This is a genomic window from Geotalea uraniireducens Rf4 (genome assembly GCF_000016745.1).
Classification (GTDB): domain Bacteria; phylum Desulfobacterota; class Desulfuromonadia; order Geobacterales; family Geobacteraceae; genus Geotalea; species Geotalea uraniireducens.
Genome location: NC_009483.1, coordinates 3,931,642 through 3,948,604, shown reverse-complemented (window position 1 = coordinate 3,948,604; position 16,963 = coordinate 3,931,642). Strand labels below are relative to the sequence as shown.

At 52.9% G+C, this 16,963-nt stretch carries 17 protein-coding genes; all 17 read left to right on the top strand.

The features are described from left to right. Positions 1–563: 563 nt before the first annotated feature. The gene (locus tag GURA_RS17115; RefSeq protein WP_011940180.1) at positions 564–1,859 is read left to right on the top strand and encodes a TolC family protein; all 1,296 of its coding nucleotides are present in this window, start codon (positions 564–566) and stop codon (positions 1,857–1,859) included. Then, entirely contained in the window at positions 1,856–3,088 is a 1,233-nt protein-coding gene (locus tag GURA_RS17110) for an efflux RND transporter periplasmic adaptor subunit (protein ID WP_011940179.1), read from the top strand. Before GURA_RS17115 ends, GURA_RS17110 begins: the two co-directional genes overlap by 4 nt. Before the next feature lie 159 nt (positions 3,089–3,247). Then, a complete protein-coding gene (locus tag GURA_RS17105) occupies positions 3,248–6,346 on the top strand; it encodes an efflux RND transporter permease subunit (RefSeq protein WP_011940178.1) in 3,099 nt (1,032 codons plus the stop codon). Between the two features lie 107 nt (positions 6,347–6,453). Continuing rightward, positions 6,454–7,056, top strand: coding sequence for a hypothetical protein (locus GURA_RS17100; RefSeq protein ID WP_011940177.1), 603 nt, complete (start codon positions 6,454–6,456; stop codon positions 7,054–7,056). 379 nt (positions 7,057–7,435) lie between these two features. Next, positions 7,436–7,828, top strand: a complete 393-nt coding sequence (locus GURA_RS17095; protein WP_011940176.1) for a hypothetical protein — start codon at positions 7,436–7,438, stop codon at positions 7,826–7,828. After that, positions 7,825–8,403, top strand: coding sequence for a hypothetical protein (locus GURA_RS23695; protein WP_011940175.1), 579 nt, complete (start codon positions 7,825–7,827; stop codon positions 8,401–8,403). The genes GURA_RS17095 and GURA_RS23695 overlap by 4 nt, the downstream gene beginning before the upstream one ends. Then, on the top strand, positions 8,400–8,828 hold the full coding sequence (locus GURA_RS17090; RefSeq protein WP_011940174.1) for a hypothetical protein: 429 nt from the start codon (positions 8,400–8,402) through the stop codon (positions 8,826–8,828). Before GURA_RS23695 ends, GURA_RS17090 begins: the two co-directional genes overlap by 4 nt. 234 nt (positions 8,829–9,062) lie before the next feature. Further along, on the top strand, positions 9,063–9,884 hold the full coding sequence (locus GURA_RS17085; RefSeq protein WP_011940173.1) for an inositol monophosphatase family protein: 822 nt from the start codon (positions 9,063–9,065) through the stop codon (positions 9,882–9,884). Between the two features lie 13 nt (positions 9,885–9,897). Continuing rightward, a complete protein-coding gene (locus GURA_RS17080; protein ID WP_011940172.1) occupies positions 9,898–11,088 on the top strand; it encodes a pyridoxal phosphate-dependent aminotransferase in 1,191 nt (396 codons plus the stop codon). A 427-nt stretch (positions 11,089–11,515) separates the two neighbouring features. Beyond that, a complete protein-coding gene (locus GURA_RS17075) occupies positions 11,516–12,103 on the top strand; it encodes a TetR/AcrR family transcriptional regulator (protein ID WP_011940171.1) in 588 nt (195 codons plus the stop codon). A gap of 45 nt (positions 12,104–12,148) precedes the next feature. After that, complete coding sequence (locus GURA_RS17070) at positions 12,149–12,679, top strand: carboxymuconolactone decarboxylase family protein (protein ID WP_011940170.1); 531 nt, start codon at positions 12,149–12,151, stop codon at positions 12,677–12,679. Between the two features lie 56 nt (positions 12,680–12,735). Then, on the top strand, positions 12,736–13,572 hold the full coding sequence (locus GURA_RS17065) for a PP2C family protein-serine/threonine phosphatase (protein ID WP_011940169.1): 837 nt from the start codon (positions 12,736–12,738) through the stop codon (positions 13,570–13,572). A 341-nt stretch (positions 13,573–13,913) separates the two neighbouring features. After that, complete coding sequence (locus GURA_RS17060) at positions 13,914–14,369, top strand: SRPBCC domain-containing protein (RefSeq protein WP_041245522.1); 456 nt, start codon at positions 13,914–13,916, stop codon at positions 14,367–14,369. Positions 14,370–14,438: 69 nt separating this feature from the next. Further along, positions 14,439–14,918: a cytochrome P460 family protein gene (locus GURA_RS17055; RefSeq protein WP_198134491.1), complete on the top strand. Its 480-nt coding sequence runs from the start codon at positions 14,439–14,441 to the stop codon at positions 14,916–14,918. Positions 14,919–14,983: 65 nt separating this feature from the next. Next, positions 14,984–15,685, top strand: coding sequence for a TVP38/TMEM64 family protein (locus GURA_RS17050; protein ID WP_011940166.1), 702 nt, complete (start codon positions 14,984–14,986; stop codon positions 15,683–15,685). Between the two features lie 33 nt (positions 15,686–15,718). Beyond that, positions 15,719–16,528 (top strand): DUF547 domain-containing protein, encoded by an 810-nt coding sequence (locus GURA_RS17045; RefSeq protein WP_011940165.1) that lies wholly within the window; start codon positions 15,719–15,721, stop codon positions 16,526–16,528. A gap of 27 nt (positions 16,529–16,555) precedes the next feature. Further along, the gene (locus tag GURA_RS17040; protein ID WP_011940164.1) at positions 16,556–16,885 is read left to right on the top strand and encodes a TfoX/Sxy family protein; all 330 of its coding nucleotides are present in this window, start codon (positions 16,556–16,558) and stop codon (positions 16,883–16,885) included. The last annotated feature ends 78 nt before the right edge of the window (positions 16,886–16,963 follow it).

Genomic DNA, 16,963 nt, shown 5'->3' with positions numbered 1-16,963 from the left:
CTATCCGGTGATGTCCATTGCGACCACGACAGCAGTTACCTCAGTCCGATCGAAAAGCAGTGCCCCTCATGTCCCGGCAACGGACCTTCAGAATCCCACCATTGCGATTCGTCCTGCTACTGCTCCTGCAACGCCTCGCTGACCGTGCAGTCTGTCCAGGTCAGCTATTCCCCGCTAATAGCCTTTCTTGTATTTTCCGAACCATTCGAAGCCTTACCCGAAGTATACCTATCCAAATTCATTCCCCCGCATATCCTCGTCTGACTAGGAGCCTGTCGGACTTAGGAATGAATCTACTGCGAGAATGGCAAATCGGTCCATATCCCCGTAAATTTTCGACGAATAGGTTCACTATTCGTTCTCAAATTTCCGGAAATCTGTCCTCGATTTTCCATCCTCTCGCTACGTTCCCCTAAGTCCGACAGGCTCCTAGCTGAAGAGAGTGCTTCATCCAGAAGCCTGAAGGGAGTAGTGCGTCTTGGGCGCTATCACCTTCCATTTCAGCTATCCGGTTAATCACAGACCAATCATAACTGCATAAAACTGACAAGGAGGTAATTGTCTTGGTACGAACAATTTCTGTGACGGGAGCAGTTTTATTGCTCCAGGCCGTTTGCAGTTTATCCGGCGAGAGCTCGGCATTAGCCGGGGAAAAGAATTTTACGCTCCAGCAGGCCGTCGAATTTGCCCAACAAAACAATGGCGAGCTGAAAGCGCTCCGCGAGGAGAAGGGAATACGGGAGGCAGGCAAGATCAAGGCCGGTCTCTACCCCAATCCGGTCCTGGATCTGGACGGGACAACCGGCGAACTTTCCGGCAGCCCATCGGAAAACCTGATCTCCGTCGGCATTTCCCAGGAATTTCTGACAATGGGCAAAAGAGGGAAGCGTCTGGCAGTGGCAGATAAAGAAATCGAAAGCTTCGACCGGCAGGTCGACAACTCCGGGCGGCTTCTCGTGGAGGAGGTCAAGACCACCTTTTATGACCTGTTGCTGGCGGGAAAGAGGGTGGAACTGGCGGAGCGTTCCATAGCCCTTAACAATCAGCTTCTGGAGGTCACGAAACAGCGGCTTGAGGCCGGGGATATCCCGGAGCTGGAGGTAAACCTTGCCCGCGTGGAGGTGGCGAGGAGCGAGGGGAAAAAAGTCGAGGCCGAACGGGGGCTCTATCCGGCCAAGGCGAGGCTTCTTGCCCTCACGGGGCTTCCTCCGAATGAGGAGGCCCGCTTTATCGGCTCACTGGAGGCAAAGCCTTTAGCGAAAAACCTCGGGGAGCTGAAAAGCTGGGCACTGGCAAAACGTCCCGACATCATGGGGCTGGAGGCCGAAAAGGCAAAAGGCGATGCTGAAATTGCCCTGGCGCAGGCCGAGAGGATTCCCAACATCACGGCTGGGTTCGGCTATCAGCGTGAAAATACGGCCATTGAAGTGGCCGGGAGCGACGTGAAGGACCGGGATAACCTCATCGGCCTGAAGCTCTCCATTCCCATTCCCCTTTTCGATCGTAACCAGGCAGGCATTCGCGAGGCGCAGGCCAGAAAGGGTAGCGCCGAAAACCGTTACGCCTTTGCCCGGGTGACCGCCGAACGGGAGGTGGAGGCGGCCTTTGCGAGACTGGCCACAGCTGAAAAATCCCTGTCAATCTATACCAGGGAGATCATCCCCCAGCTGGAAGAGAACCTGAAGCTGGTGCAGGAGGCATACCGTCTTGGCGAGGTGGGGATTCTTACCGTCATCGAGGAGCAGAAGAAGTTTTTTGAGGTCAACGACGGCTATCTAACGGCGCTGCATGACCGGCAGACAGCTCTCGTGAAGCTTGAAACAGCAGTGGCAATCGATCTTACCGGAGGTGCGCAGTGAACAAAAAAGCAATCATCATCGGACTTATCCTGGCCGCCGTGGCCCTGGGTGGCGGCCTCTACTATCGCTCTACCCATACCAAAAGCGGCGGCGGGGAGCATGCGGAACATGAGGAAGCAGGCCACAAGGAAGAAGGCCATGAAGGTCACGACGAACATGGCGAGGCAGGCAGTGTCAAGATGACCGCCGAAGTGCAGAAGCAGAACGGCGTGGTTGTCGTCCCGGCGAAAAAGCAACGTTTAGCCGGTGTTATCAGCGCTACCGGCAAGGTGGAGGCCAATGCCGACCGGATCGCCCACGTATCGCCCCGCATCAGCGGCAAGATCGTCAGCGTCAAGGCCTCCCTGGGTGACAGCGTTTCCGCAGGACAGGCGCTGGCGACCCTGGACAGCGTCGAGTTGGGCGAGGCGCTGGGCCGCTACCACCAGTCAAAGACCAAGCTGGCCCTGGCCCAGTCCAACATGGACCGGATCAAGAACCTCGTGGAGAAGAAGATCGCTGCCCGCAAGGATATTCTTCAGGCCGAGACCGACTACAAGACTGCCCAGACCGAACTGCACACCGACGAAGAACGCCTCTCCCTGTATGGAGTTGCAGCGTCCGACCTCAAGGGGGAAAGCCATAAAAAGCCGCTCTTGCCGGTACGCTCCCCCATCAGCGGCATTATCACCGAGAAGCACGCCATTGTCGGCGAGCTCGCCGACCCTTCCAAGAGCCTCTACACCGTTGCGGACCTTTCCTCTGTCTGGGTCATGGTCGACGTCAACGAAAAAGACCTGGCCAAGGTGCGTAAGGGGCAGGCGGCAATCGTCAGTGTCGGCGCCTTTCCCGACCTGAAGCTGAAAGGCCGCATCACCTACATTGCCGACCTGGTTGACGAGGCCACCCGCACGGTCAAGGCGCGGATCGAGGTAGCCAATCCTGGCCGAAAGCTGAAACCGGAGATGTTCGCCACCGTCGAACTGGCGCTGCCGGCTGATGCGCCGCCGGTGGTGGCGGTCCCCGAAGATGCCCTGCAGGATCTGGATGGTAAGAAGGTGATCTTCGTCGCGGAAAGCGAAATCGAGTTCGCGGCGCGCCAGATTCAGTCAGGCCGGGCAACAGGCGGCGTGGTCGAGATTGTTTCCGGCCTTAAAGAGGGTGAGCGTTACGCGGTCAAGGGAGCGTTCATCCTCAAGTCGGAAGTGAAGAAGGGCGAGATGACGGACGAACATGGCCACGGCAAGTAACCCCACCTGTCCTCCCCTTAAACTAAGGGGAGGGACGTAACGTAGTGACTGGGGCGGAGCATCGATGAAGTCGCCATTCTCGCCCCCTCTTAAGGTAAGAGGGGGACGGGGGGAGTTATGAACCGGTGCTGAACTGCACAGCAACAGGAGAAAACACCGATGCTGGAAAAATTAATAGCCTATACGTTGCGGCAGAAAGGGATGGTCATATTCCTTTCGCTGCTGATCATTGCATTCGGATTGTACTCATATCTGCGACTACCGATTGATGCCTTTCCGGATGTCACCAACATTCAGGTTGAAGTAGTAAGCCACGCAGATGGTCTGTCTGCAATAGAAATAGAAAGAAACGTAACCTCCCCGATTGAGATGGCCATGCGCGGCCTGCCCGACATCGAACAGATGCGTTCGGTGACCAAGTTCGGCCTGTCGATAGTCACCATTGTCTTCAAGGATAATGTGGATATCTATTTTGCCCGACAGTTGGTGTTCGAGCGATTGGCGGAGGCGCGGGAGAAGGTCCCCAAGGGGGTCGAGGTCGCCATGGGGCCTATCGGTACGGCCATGGGCGAGATCTACCAGTACACGCTCGAAGGTAAGATGCCGGATGACCCGCAACAGAAGATTGCCTACCTGACCAGCCTTCGAACCATTCAGGAGTGGATTGTCACCCCCCAGTTGAAGAGTGTTGCCGGAGTAAACGAGATCAACTCCTTTGGCGGGTATTTCAAGCAGTACCAGGTGATCGTGTCACCGGAGAAGCTGTTGAAATATGCGATAACTGTGGACGATGTCTACTCAGCCATCGGCAGCAACAATGAAAACGTCGGCGGCAACCTCCTGGAGCGGGGCACGGATCAATATATCGTCCGCGGGGTTGGTTTGATAAAAGATGTCAGCGACATCGAAACCATTGTCCTGAAATCTCCGGGTGGTACTCCGACGTATATCCGCGACGTCGCCCAGGTAAAGGTCGGCGAGGCGGTCCGGATGGGCGCCGCCATGAAGGACGGCAAGGATGAATGTGTCGGTGGTATCGTCATGATGCTGCGCGGCGAAAACAGCCGCGACGTTGTGCGCCGGGTAGAAGAAAAAGTCAGGGAAATCAACGGAAACAATATCCTTCCGGAGGGAATCAAGCTCGTTCCCTATTACGACCGAAGCGACATCGTGAAGGCGAGCGTCAGCACGGTCAACAAGGCGCTGCTGGAAGGCTCCATTCTGGTGCTGATTGTTCTGTATCTCCTGTTGAACAGCTTTCGGGGGAGCCTTGTCGTCCTCATAGCATTGCCGCTTTCTCTGTTGGCGACATTCATTGTCATGAAACTTGTCGGCATAACCGCAAACCTGATGTCCCTCGGCGGCCTGGCCATCTCCATCGGCATGATCATCGATACGACCATCATCCAGGTGGAAAATGTCCAGCGACATTTGAGCGAAGAGGGGGGGCAACATCCAAAAGTATTGACCGTGCTCAAAGCGGTGATGGAAGTCAGAAAGCCGAGCATTTTCGGTGAGCTTATCATCGCCCTCACCTTCATCCCCATTCTTTCCCTGGAAGGGATCGAAGGGAAGATGTTCGGCCCGCTGGCCATAACGGTGGCGATTGCACTGCTTGCCTCATTGTTCCTTTCGATATTCGTTATCCCGGTCCTCTGCATCCTGTTTCTGAAGCCGCACCCGGAAAAAGAGAGCTTCATCATGAAGCATGCAAGCAGGCTCTATCTGCCGCTGCTTGAATATGCCATGACCAGGAAGCAGATGGTGTTGAGTGTTGCGGGCGTTCTCCTGGTTGCCTCGCTCTTTCTGGTAACACGGCTGGGAACGGAATTCATCCCGATCATGGATGAAGGCTCCTTTGACATGGACGTCTCCATGCTTCCCGGTGTTTCCCTGGCCAAGGCGATGGAGGTGAATCAACGTGCCGCGGAAAAGCTGAAGCAGTTTCCAGAACTGGGTACCATCGTGTCCCGGACCGGACAGACCGGCGTCGCCCTGGATACCAGGGGCTCGGACAAGACCGGCTATGTGGGGATATTCAAACCAAAGAGTGAATGGAAACGGGATATTTCCAAAGAAGAGCTGACCAATGAGATGCGTGAATCTTTGGAATCGATTGCCGGGATCACCTTCGGTTTCAGTCAGCCGATCCAGTGCCGCATCGACGAACTCGTAGCCGGGACCCGGGCTCAGCTGATTCTCAAGCTGTTTGGTGAAGATATCGACGTGCTCAGTGAAAAATCGGCCGAGATAGCCAAGGTCCTGTCCACTGTAAAGGGTGGGACCGATCTGAACGCGGAAAAGGTTTCGGGACAGCCGTACCTGACCGTTAACATCGACCGGTCGAGAATTGCCCGGTATGGCCTGAATATCAGCGACGTGCAAAAGGTAATCGAAATTGCCGTTGCCGGTAAAGCGGCATCGCAGCTGTATGAAGAAAACCGCAGCTTCGATATATCGGTCCGTCTGCCGGAAGAAAAAAGGAATTCCCTGGAAGCGATCAAGAATCTGCTGATCACCACGAAAACCGGTATCAATGTTCCGCTCGAACAGCTGGCGGAGGTGAAAATGATCGAAGGCCCGGCCCAGATCAGCCGCCAGGACGGGGTGAGAAGGATCGGCATCGAGATGAACATCTCCGGCAGGGATATCGGCAGTTTTGTCGCCGAGGCAAAGCAGAAGATCAAAGCGAATGTCAAGCTGCCGGCTGGATACTATCTTACCTGGGGTGGCCAGTTCGAGAATCAGCAGAGGGCAATGAACAAACTGATGATCATCGGACCGGTGGCCATCGGCTTGATCCTGCTGCTTCTGTACGTCACCTTCAGGTCGATCCGCCTGGCGCTGCTGGTCATTTCCAACCTGCCGTTTGCCTTGATCGGCGGCGTCTTTTCTCTCTTCATCTCCGGGCAATATCTGTCTGTTCCGGCATCTGTAGGGTTTGTCGTCCTGTTCGGCGTTGCCGTCTTGAACGGGCTTGTTCTGGTATCACGCATCTCGCAACTGCGCGAAGAAGGGCTTGATTTGCAGGAAGCGATCAGGAAGGGAAGTCTTGACAGATTGCGGCCGGTATTGATGACCGCATCAATAGCAATTTTCAGTTTGATGCCGATGCTGCTTGCCAGCGGAACTGGCTCTGAAATCCAGAAACCACTGGCTACGGTTGTTGTGGGCGGATTGGTTACTTCAACCCTGCTCACGTTGTTAATCATTCCATCGGTTTACAGTTGGTTCGAAAAGAGAAAGGTCGAAGAATAGATGTAAACGAATTGGTATATGCCCCGTGGTCCTGCCGACGGCGAAGTATCGACAAAAGGGGTTCACTCAGTGAAACGAATCGATTTAGACCTGGAAAGGAGACAGTGATGAAAAGAACGATTGCATTGGCGTTGCTTGCAGCATCAGTTGCATTAAGCGGTTGTGCGAGAAGCATGGAACTTATAAAAACAGCAACGGTGAACACACAATCCCATGTGTTTCAAGAGTTGCCGAACGGAAGCCCAATGCCGCAAGGGTATGCAGACCTGCGTATTGCCACTTCCCTGAAGACCCACAAGCCGGGAGTTTACGCATTTGAGAAGAACTTCCACGGTACTCCCGAATACAGGCTGCTTATCAACATTGACGGACAGGCAATGCATGTGCAGGGGGAGTTGTCGGCGGAAAAGATTGAACCGACCCTGCTCAGGGACCCCGAGGCGGGGGAGGGGATAAGGTACAGGTTCGGGAAACATCTGCGCCTGAAAGCAGGCTCCCATAGGATAGTCATTGCACTTCCGGGTGACGAAATCGCCGTCGAACGGGAAATAGCCCTCGTCGCAGGGAGCGTGAACAGCCTGCTGCTGGAGCCGCTGTACGGGGCAACGGCCGGGAAGCAGCGTCCGGGTTTTTACGGTGTGACCAGTTTTTATGAGGGAATTAAAGGATTCCGGGTTGTTCTGAACGGCAGGCTGTTGCAGGAAGAATAACAGGAAAGGCATATGGTAAATCACTGCAGTCCCAAGGAGGGCAGCTTTTCCCCAGTCGATGTGGGGTGTAAAATATTTTAAACCATTAAGAAACGTGCTATAAGTAGGCTGCTTCTCGGGGAAGAGGCGATAACCCCCATGCGTTCCCGCTGGAGGGTGCAGCTGAAAATGGCCGGAATCGTCGTAGAAGGAAACCTCTAACGACATGAGTGTATGCGGCGGCTCCGCTTCGCACCGCATAAAGTCTTAATCGTTATACATGATCGAATATACGCTTTGGAATGCGGTCGAATGCGGAGGTTGACTTGAGATGTAACGTAACGTATAATTCAATTGATTTCAGCGTACAAAATGTATATATTGACGCAATGGAGGGCTTATGGTAGCTCGATCACACGGCCCTCATTATAATTTTTCCAAATTTATTGCCAGCTGCAAAATTGTCGGCAAAGTCAAACCCAACAAGGCTTCCAGAGAAGATGCAAAACTTCACTACAGCCTCATGACGGAAACAGAACTTCTTAGTTTTTTGGCTCATTATGACTTTCCGGACTTAGAACTCGATAACTCGGAGCAGTTGGATAAGAGCCCAAATCATGAACCATTTGATGCTTACACTTTCAGAATCAATGACAAATACGTTTACTTAGCCTTCTATCAAAGATCAAACGGCCTATGGATTATCAAGTCCTTTCATCCACCTAAAGTTGGGGATAAGGCACCTTCGCTATCACACAATCCATTTGGAGTATTACGAGGATTAATATCATGAAAACGCTATGCCCTTTCTGCGATTCGGACAATACAGAAAAAATCTCGGTAACGGAACATTTCCCAATCCCATTTGACAATGATGTTCAATTTGTTCACGAACAATTTCGTTGCAATGATTGCGAAGAAGAAGGTGATTTTGATAACAGTTATGACCGTGACTTGACTAAAGCCATAACCAAGGCCAATCTTGCATCAGCACCTGCTTTAATGGATTCCCTGGTAAAATCCGGGAAAACAATGGTTTATGTTGAAAAGGCGCTCAGATTACCATATCGCACCACTGCACGATGGAAACGCGGACGTATCTCTCACTCTGCTCTAGCACTTCTGAGATTAATTAGGTTTTCACCTGATCTTCTCGAATTGGCCGATGATAACTTTTCTGAACATGCACAAGCGAAATATCGCCTTAAACAGCTTTGTATTTTTTTTGACAGACACACAATTAATACATCTGGATCATATAACGCAACAGATGGTAAAAAAGAACTAATATTAGAAGGAAGCTTTTTAGCTACACCCATAGTATCTTCATATGAGCCTAAATCAACATGGGGAGTTATAACAAAATGATTATAAAAAATATAATTATAGGAGAAGATATTAGGCAAGAAATAGGAAACAAACTATCTCTGATGGGGATTGTTGGAGATTCTATTAACATAGGCATACCACATGATGCTCCTCAAGATATGCAGATACCAGTTATGCTTGCATCACTTATTACAATCGAAGATAATATCACAAAGGATACAAATGACTTTGCAATGCAAGTCACTATGTCTTTAGGTGAAAACCAATTTGCTAAAATGGCAGCTATGATTGGGGCAAATGGCAGACCAAGGATATTCCATATCCCAGTGCCAAAATTTCAATTTACACTGGCAGAAACGTCTGTGCTTACAGTTAATGCCAAGATTACAAAAAATGACGAAGTAGTATCCGAGGGTTCATATATACTAGATGTGATAATTAACCGTAATCAAGATAATAGATGACTAGACATGAGCATTTCACTATCTGAAACTCTACAAGGCCGGATAATTATCTGGCCTTTTTTATTATAATGATTGTCAAAGAGCGAAACACAAAACAAACGCCAGGACCGGTCTCCACTACGTTCCGCCGGTCAGGCTGGCACCGTTATCGCGACACGATGTCGCGTTGAGAAGACTGTATGGCTGAGCCCCGTAAGGCTCTGACTGTTGATGAATCGGAAGGAGAATACAACTGTGCATGACTATCTCGATATTGCCATCCGCGCCGCCAGGGCAGCGGGGCAGATGCAGAAGGAACGGCTCTGGTCGGAGCACGACATTGAATTCAAGGGGGAGATAAACCTGGTCACCGAGGTGGACAAGGCGTGCGAGGAGCTGATTGTCGGCATGATCCGCGCTGCCTGCCCGGACCACGATATCCTGGCGGAGGAAAACGACTATGCAGCGAACGGCGCCGCGTGCAAGTGGATCATCGATCCGCTCGACGGCACCACCAATTTCGCCCACGGTTTTCCCTGGTTCGGCGTTTCCATTGCCCTTGAGGTCGACGGCGTTGTGCGGCTCGGTGTCGTTTATCACCCGATGATGGACGAGCTTTTCACCGCCGTGAAAGGGGAGGGGGCGTTCGTCAACGGCCGACCCCTCCATGTCTCTGTCCGGCAGCCGTTGAAGAACTGTCTTTTGGCCACCGGCTTCCCCTATGACCGTACCTGGGTCAATGAAAACAACTTCGATAATTTCATGAATTTCCAGATGTGTGCCCGTGCAGTGCGCCGCGCCGGGGCCGCGGCTCTCGACCTGGCCTACGTTGCGGCCGGCCGGCTGGACGGCTACTGGGAATGCAAGCTGAAGCCGTGGGATGTGGCGGCCGGGCAGTTGCTCGTTGCCGAGGCAGGGGGGACGGTGTCCAACCACGCCGGCGATCCGTTCTCCGTCTATGACCACCGCGTCCTTGCCAGTAACGGCCTGATTCACGCCGAGATGGTGGAGGTGCTGAAAAAGGTCCCTTGCCGCCTCCCGGCTGATGTGATAGAAATGGGGCATAAAAAAACCTGAGAGGAGCCCGGCAATGGCCATCGCAACCAAGATACAAGGGTATATCGAAGGCGCTTCATGGATTCGGAAGATGTTCGAAGAGGGGGAGCGGCTGAGGAAGATCCATGGCGCAGACAAGGTCTTCGACTTCACCATCGGCAATCCCGACATCGAGCCGCCGCAGGAGTTTTACGATGAATTGCGCAGCCTGGCCGAGAGACCATTGCCCGGCATGCACCGCTACATGAGTAACGCTGGTTACGAAGAAACGCGGAGCGCAGTGGCGGAAGTGATCGCCGAGGCATCGGGACAGCCGGTGACCGCTGCCGAAGTGGTCATGACCTGCGGTGCCAGCGGCGCACTCAATGTGGTCCTCAAGGCCATCCTCAATCCGGGTGAAGAGGTAATCATTCTTACCCCCCATTTCGTCGAATACAAATTCTACATCGACAACCATGGCGGCGTCCCCCGCGATGTCTGGACCGACCGGAACACCTTCCAGCTGGACCTTGCGGCCATCGAGGCAGCCATCAACGACAAGACCAGGGCGATTATCATCAACACCCCCCACAACCCGACCGGCGTGATTTACCATGCCGATAGCCTGAAGAAGCTCGGCGACCTGGTGCAGCGGAAGGAACGGGAACTGGAGCGGCAGATCTTCGTCATTTCCGATGAGCCCTACGCCCGCATCGCCTATGACGGCAGGCATGTGCCGAACATTTTTACCTTTGTGGACAATTCGGTCATCGTCACCTCCCATTCCAAGGACCTGGCGCTGCCCGGCGAGCGGATCGGCTATCTGGCCGCCAACCCCCGCATGACCCATGTGGAGCTGTTCATGGAAGGGGCTGTTTTCTGCAACCGGACTTTGGGTTTCGTCAATGCGCCTGCGCTGATGCAGCGCATGGTGGCGAAACTGCAACGCTCTTCGGTGGACATCGGCGCTTATCAGAAAAAGCGCGATCTCCTCTACGACAACCTGACGGCAATGGGCTTCCGCATGGTGAAGCCTGACGGGGCCTTCTACCTGTTTCCCCAGTCGCCGCTCGCCGATGACGTGGAGTTCGTCAGGACCGCGCAGAAGCACAACATCCTCCTCGTTCCCGGCGCAGGCTTCGGCGCTCCGGGCTTTTTCCGCATCGCCTACTGCGTGGACGAGGCGATGATCGAGAGGAGCCTTCCCGCCTGGCGGGCCCTGGCTGAGGAGATGTCGATCGGGTAGTTCTCGCAGTAGATTCATTCCTAAGGGCCTGTCAAGAAATAAGTGTAACAATATGGCGCTCAGATTTGGGTCAGATTTGGCCGGGCTGATTGAGTCAAACCGCAGGCGTAGCCAAGGCTACGCTGAGGATTTGGCGATTGAAGGCCTGTCAAAGATGGCCCGAAGATGAGATGCAAGAATGTAACAGTTATTTCTTGACAGGCCCTGAGTCCGACAGACTCCAATCCGTTTCAAAAGAAAAACCGCCGCTCCAGCAAGGGGACGGCGGTTTTTCTTTTGCCCTTATTTATGTTCTCTTTCTGGCCTGATACTTTCCCATACCCTTCTGGTCAAATTTCATACGGTTTTCAAGCTTTTTTTGTCTGACATTGACAAATGCATAATCCGCGTAATAATAAAACAAACGTTCGGTTTTTTGGAGGCAGTCATGAGAACCAAAGGCGAGATAACACGAGCAAAAATTCTCGAAGCCGCACGTGAACTCTTCAACACCAAGGGATTCAGTGCCACTTCAATTAATGATCTGGTTGTAGCTACAGGTTTGCAGAAAGGAAGCTTCTATTTTCATTTCTCCGGGAAGGACGCAATCGCACGTGAGGTTCTGAAAGAGGCGACTGGCGAATTTATGGAGTTCCTGGGCAAGGCCCTTGGTGGTGATAATCCCGGAGCGAGCATTGATAATTTTTTTCGCTGTGCGTTGGATAAGCATCTGGCTACAGGCTTTGTAGGTGGCTGCATCTTTGGCAATACCGCTCTGGAGATGAGTGATTCTGATCCGGAATTTGCCGGAGCTATTGACAGCGTGTTTGACGAGTGGATCAGCAGGGTCGCATCGGCGGTGGCAGCTGCACAGAAAAGAGGTCAGATAAGAACTGATATCAATGACGAAGCATTGGCCAAGCATATCATTGCCACCATCGAAGGGGGCATCATGATGTCACGACTAAAAAAGGATGAACGTCCCATGCGGGAGTGCCTGGATACGCTGAGGATCACTCTTGATTTGCGAGTATAAGCAGGCGTTTTCACTTCATTCCAACCAACAAAGGAGAACAGGACGATGGCAAGGATAACAACTATCGAGACAGGTACTGCCGAATCTGAAGTGAAGGAAATTTTCGCTGAGGTAGAGGGGGCGTTCGGTATGGTGCCGAATCTGTTCAAGACATATGCTCACCATCTCCCTCTGCTCCGGGCCAACTGGAGCAAGGTCAAGGCGGTCATGGCGGAAGGGAGTCTAAGTCAGAAGACCAAGCAGACTATTGCCGTTCTCGTTTCCAGAGACAACAGCTGCGCCTATTGTGTGGCTGCCCATACGGGTGCCCTGCGGTCCCTCGGAGTTTCCGAAAGCGAGATCAAGACCATCGAAGAGGATCTAGAGAAAGCCGATTTCAGCGGAAAAGAGCAGGCACTCATCGCTTTTGCCCGCAAGGCGAATTTCTCACCGCTCAGGATTTCGGATGAGGAATTTGCCGCTCTGCGCCGGACAGGGGCGACGGATGCGGAGATCATCGAGGCCCTCGGCGTCATGGAGCTTTTTACCTCCTTCAACAAATTTCTCGATTCCCTGCAGGTGGAGATTGATTTTTAGTGTTTTACGCCAGCGATGGGTGTCGATGTCCGTAGCACATTAGAGGGGTGAGCTGTATGGCAACAAACGATGACATGACGAGGGGTGCATCGAACATGAGGCCAGTGTTGGGCAATAACAAGGGGGCAGCAAATGGCATTATAGACGCTCCGGAACTGGATCTGGCTGAGAAGGTTCAGCAACTCCTCCTGCCCAAGAGTTCGCCGGTCTGTACCTGGTGTTGCATCGGCATCAAAAACCGGATGGCGGCAGGGCTCGGTGGCGATTATTTCGATTTCATCACCATGCCCGATGAGTGCCAGTCGCTCTTCATCGGCGATGTCACCGGTCACGGTCTGCATGCTTCGGTGGTCATGTCGCTCATCTATGGTTATATTCATCGGGCAACCCTCGGAACCTGTGCTCCGCTGGAATTGATGCAGCAGGTCAATACGTTCCTCGTTGATTTCGCCCGGCGCTCACAAACCATCGACCAGTATTTTTCCTCCTCACTGTTCTACGGCATCATCAATCCGGGAACGCTCAACATGCACTATGTGAATGCCGGTCACGTGCCGGCGCTGGTACTGCGTAACGGAATTGTCCATGAACTTCATTCCACTGGACCTCCGGTCGGTTTTTTCGAGGCAGCGGAAATGCATCTGCAATCATTCAGTTTTACGAAGGGAGACCGGCTTCTGTTCTATACGGACGGCATTATCGAAGCCACCAATGCCTCAGGTGAGCAGTTCGGACTCGACCGGTTAAAGCGCTTTTTACAGGCTACCTCTGATGCTGACTATATGGAATTTCTTGAGCGCCTCTTCGGCACGCTCATTGATTTCGGGATATCCGATCCGCCGCAGGATGACTGTACAGCCATAGTCATTGATCTGCATGGTCTTTTGTCATGATTCAACCAGTAATTGGTTGTTAAAGACACAGCAATATTTTTTTTCAAATGTAAGCCATCTTACATCATGCATTGGCTGATTCGTCGATAATGAGTCATGAAGTGAAGATTTCCAGACTCAAATCTGAATGCAATTTGAAGCCAACGGGGTCCACCTTATGAAATCCGTATTTATCGGAACTGTCATTCTGGCAGGCAGACCGTTAGGCGAAAGATAGGTGATACCATGCGACGAACAACAGGCGAAAAATTCTTTCAGGGTTTTCAGGGCGCTATTGAACGGGAACGGCCAGATAGCCTGAGCATGCTGGTCGTATCGAGAAAGTGTCACATAGGTGCGAGATGAAAGAAATTCGGACAGAAATAACGCTTGAAACGCCGGTTGAGCGAATTTGGGAACTGCTTTCCGATTGCAAGCTCTACCCGCAGTGGAACCCATTGTTTCAACGGGCGACGGGACGAATGAACGCCGGTGAGCAGTTGGAACTGGTTGTTAACCTTCCGGAAATCGGTCCGTTCGTTGTCAGACCGAAGATGCTGACAGTGGAGCCACAGTCAAGATTCTGCTGGCAACATACCTTGCTGTTTGCTGGATTGTTTACCTGGAAATACTGTACCGAACTCGAAATCCTTGCCCCTCATCGCCTGAAATTCATCCAGAGGTCAGAGTTTGGAGGAATTCTTGGGCCACTCTTCAACCTTGGGATGGGGGCGTCGGTCAGAGCAGGGTTGGCGCAAATGAATGAGGCGATTCGGCGTTGGGGTGAAAAGGGGAACATCCAGTGCCTGAGATGTTGAGACGCACGTTTCGTGAACCCAGACTCAATAGTGCGGCAATCAGGCCGCATAATCGCAGCCAGGAGGTGGATGATGAAAAAGATGCTTGCAGTTGTCGCAGCAGCAGGGTTGATGATGGGGGCAGTCGCCCATGCCGGCATGCCCGGAGCCGATGCCGACAAGCTCCACGAGTACCTGACGAAAGAGAAGCCGTACACAAACTGGAAGCTCTGGCCGGGCAAGGGAAAGCTCTATAAAGGGACGGAGCCACACGGTGCACTGCTCACCACCTACGTGAATGATGTGGCACTGAAGTCGATCAAGGCGAAAAAGGGGCTGCAGAATGGGGCGATCATCGTCAAGGAGAACTACATGCCTGACAAGATGCTTGCCGCGGTCACGGTGATGTACAAGGTCAAGGGGTATAATCCCGAAGCGGGGGACATTTTCTGGATGAAATATCTCCCTGACGGGAAAATCGAGGCTTCCGGAAAAGTGGATATGTGCATCGGTTGTCATGCCAAAGTTAAGGGGAACGATTATCTTTACACCGGTAAGGTGAAGAAGTAGCGGTCACGGCGGGCCGGAAAAGAGTCCGGCCCGTCATTCAGGTTCAAACGAATGGGACAGAGTCTGTGCGGACACGGCAAGCTCTAAAATTTCTATCGATCGCAATCCTGGCAGTGCTTTTTCTCTTCATTGCCAAGTCGGCCGGTTTTCAGGACCAATTCAGCCAGAAAGCCATACTTGACCAGCTGAAGCGCATGGGTAGTTTTGCCCCGATCGGCTTTATGGCGGTGATGGCTCTGACGGTTGCCAGTCCGCTGCCGAGTCTGCCGCTCGACATCGCCGCCGGCATCTTTTTCGGTCCTTATCTGGGGACGCTTTACTCTGCTGTCGGAGCACTCGGCGGCTCGATCATAAGTTTCACGATTGCCCGGCTGCTGGGACGAAGCCTGATCGAGAGGTTTCTGCGTGGGCACATCAATTTCTGTACCGCCTGTTCGAATCGGATGCTGACCGGCGTCGTATTCTTCACCCGACTCATACCGGTGGTTTCGTTCGACATGGTGAGCTACGGAGCAGGAATGACGAAGATGTCGCTCTCGCGGTTCAGTCTGGCGACGTTTTTCGGTATGCTCCCGCTCACGTTCGTCTACAACAATTTTGGGGCTGCGTTGGTGGTGAACGGCAGGCTGGCGGTCGTTGTCGGAATAGTGATGGTGCTGCTTTTTTTCCTCATGCCTGTCTGGGTTGAACGGCATGCACCGGACTCGTTACGCGGACTGTTCCGGCATCCACAAAACGGGAAAGGCAAGCATAACCGTATGACATAACGAGTAATGCCCTCATATTGCGGGAGAATAACCATGGCTGGCATGATGATACTCAATAATGGACCGCTCCCCGACATGAAGCCGGAGATCGATATCGCCGCGCACCTGAGAAGCGACATCAATCGCCTCAAGGGAGAATTCTACGACCTGGAACATGGTCGTGTTGACTATGAGTCCATGCGCAGTTCCGATGCCTACCGGCAGTACGCGGAGTGTTCCCGTCTTCTGCGGGAATACGGCCTCTCAAGGCTCGACAGCCGTGAAGAGCGGCTCGCCTTCTGGGTCAATCTCTATAACACCTTGGTTATCCACGGGATAATCGAACTGAAGATACAGGAATCCGTCAAGGAAGTCTCCGGCTTTTTCCGAAAGATCGGCTACGTAATCGGCGGGATGACTTTCACGCCGGATGACATAGAACACGGCATCTTGCGTGGGAACCGCCGGCAGTTCCACGGTCTCTTTCGGCCATTCTCCCAAGGCGATCCAAGGCTGCGGCACATTATCGATCCCTCCGATCCCCGTATCCATTTCACACTTGTCTGCGGCAGCTCCTCCTGTCCTCCCATCAACTTCTATACCCCGGAGCGGATCGAGCGGCAGCTCGACACCGCGGCGGCGGGCTTCATCAACGGCCCAGAGGTGGAGATTGTCCCGGAGAATCATATCCTGAAGCTCTCCCCCATCTTCAAGTGGTATCGCACCGATTTCGGTGGGTCGAGGGGGATCGTCGAAACTCTGATCCGCTATCTGGACCAGGGAGCGGCCAGGGAATTTCTCGCCGCACACGGGACAGCCGCAAAGATCGCATGGAAGTATTACGACTGGCGGCTGAACCATTAACAGAAGATTCTCTCAAGGAGGTGCAGAATGCCTTACAGTGAGCTGATCGAGCAGAGAATAGATACAATGGTCCGGGAGTGGGAAAACGTCGAGAAGAAGAGGATGTTCGGCGGGATATGTTATCTGCTCAATGGCAATATGTGCTTCGGGATCTACAGGGACTACCTCATCGTAAGGTGCGGCCCCGATGCGGCCGGGGAAAAGCTGAAGGAGAAGCACGTCAGGCCCATGGACATCACCGGGAAGCCGATGAAGGGGTGGCTTATGGTGGAAGAAGGTGGCTGGAAAAGGGAGGAAGATATGAGTTGCTGGCTCCTCCTCGGAAAGAAGTTCGCGCTCACCCTCCCATCAAAGTGATCGATGAACAGAAGCGTTACACTCTGCAACGTGAATAGAGGATTGCGGCTCGACTATCTGGATTACGACTGGAATACC

What these genes read in the sequence shown, in the direction of transcription:
- GURA_RS17105 (WP_011940178.1), top strand. Translation starts at nt 3,248, where the DNA reads ATGCTGGAAAAATTAATAGCCTATACGTTGCGGCAGAAAGGGATGGTC.
- GURA_RS17100 (WP_011940177.1), top strand. Translation starts at nt 6,454, where the DNA reads ATGAAAAGAACGATTGCATTGGCGTTGCTTGCAGCATCAGTTGCATTA.
- GURA_RS17095 (WP_011940176.1), top strand. Translation starts at nt 7,436, where the DNA reads ATGGTAGCTCGATCACACGGCCCTCATTATAATTTTTCCAAATTTATT.
- GURA_RS23695 (WP_011940175.1), top strand. Translation starts at nt 7,825, where the DNA reads ATGAAAACGCTATGCCCTTTCTGCGATTCGGACAATACAGAAAAAATC.
- GURA_RS17090 (WP_011940174.1), top strand. Translation starts at nt 8,400, where the DNA reads ATGATTATAAAAAATATAATTATAGGAGAAGATATTAGGCAAGAAATA.
- GURA_RS17080 (WP_011940172.1), top strand. Translation starts at nt 9,898, where the DNA reads ATGGCCATCGCAACCAAGATACAAGGGTATATCGAAGGCGCTTCATGG.
- GURA_RS17075 (WP_011940171.1), top strand. Translation starts at nt 11,516, where the DNA reads ATGAGAACCAAAGGCGAGATAACACGAGCAAAAATTCTCGAAGCCGCA.
- GURA_RS17070 (WP_011940170.1), top strand. Translation starts at nt 12,149, where the DNA reads ATGGCAAGGATAACAACTATCGAGACAGGTACTGCCGAATCTGAAGTG.
- GURA_RS17065 (WP_011940169.1), top strand. Translation starts at nt 12,736, where the DNA reads ATGGCAACAAACGATGACATGACGAGGGGTGCATCGAACATGAGGCCA.
- GURA_RS17060 (WP_041245522.1), top strand. Translation starts at nt 13,914, where the DNA reads ATGAAAGAAATTCGGACAGAAATAACGCTTGAAACGCCGGTTGAGCGA.
- GURA_RS17055 (WP_198134491.1), top strand. Translation starts at nt 14,439, where the DNA reads ATGATGAAAAAGATGCTTGCAGTTGTCGCAGCAGCAGGGTTGATGATG.
- GURA_RS17045 (WP_011940165.1), top strand. Translation starts at nt 15,719, where the DNA reads ATGGCTGGCATGATGATACTCAATAATGGACCGCTCCCCGACATGAAG.
- GURA_RS17040 (WP_011940164.1), top strand. Translation starts at nt 16,556, where the DNA reads ATGCCTTACAGTGAGCTGATCGAGCAGAGAATAGATACAATGGTCCGG.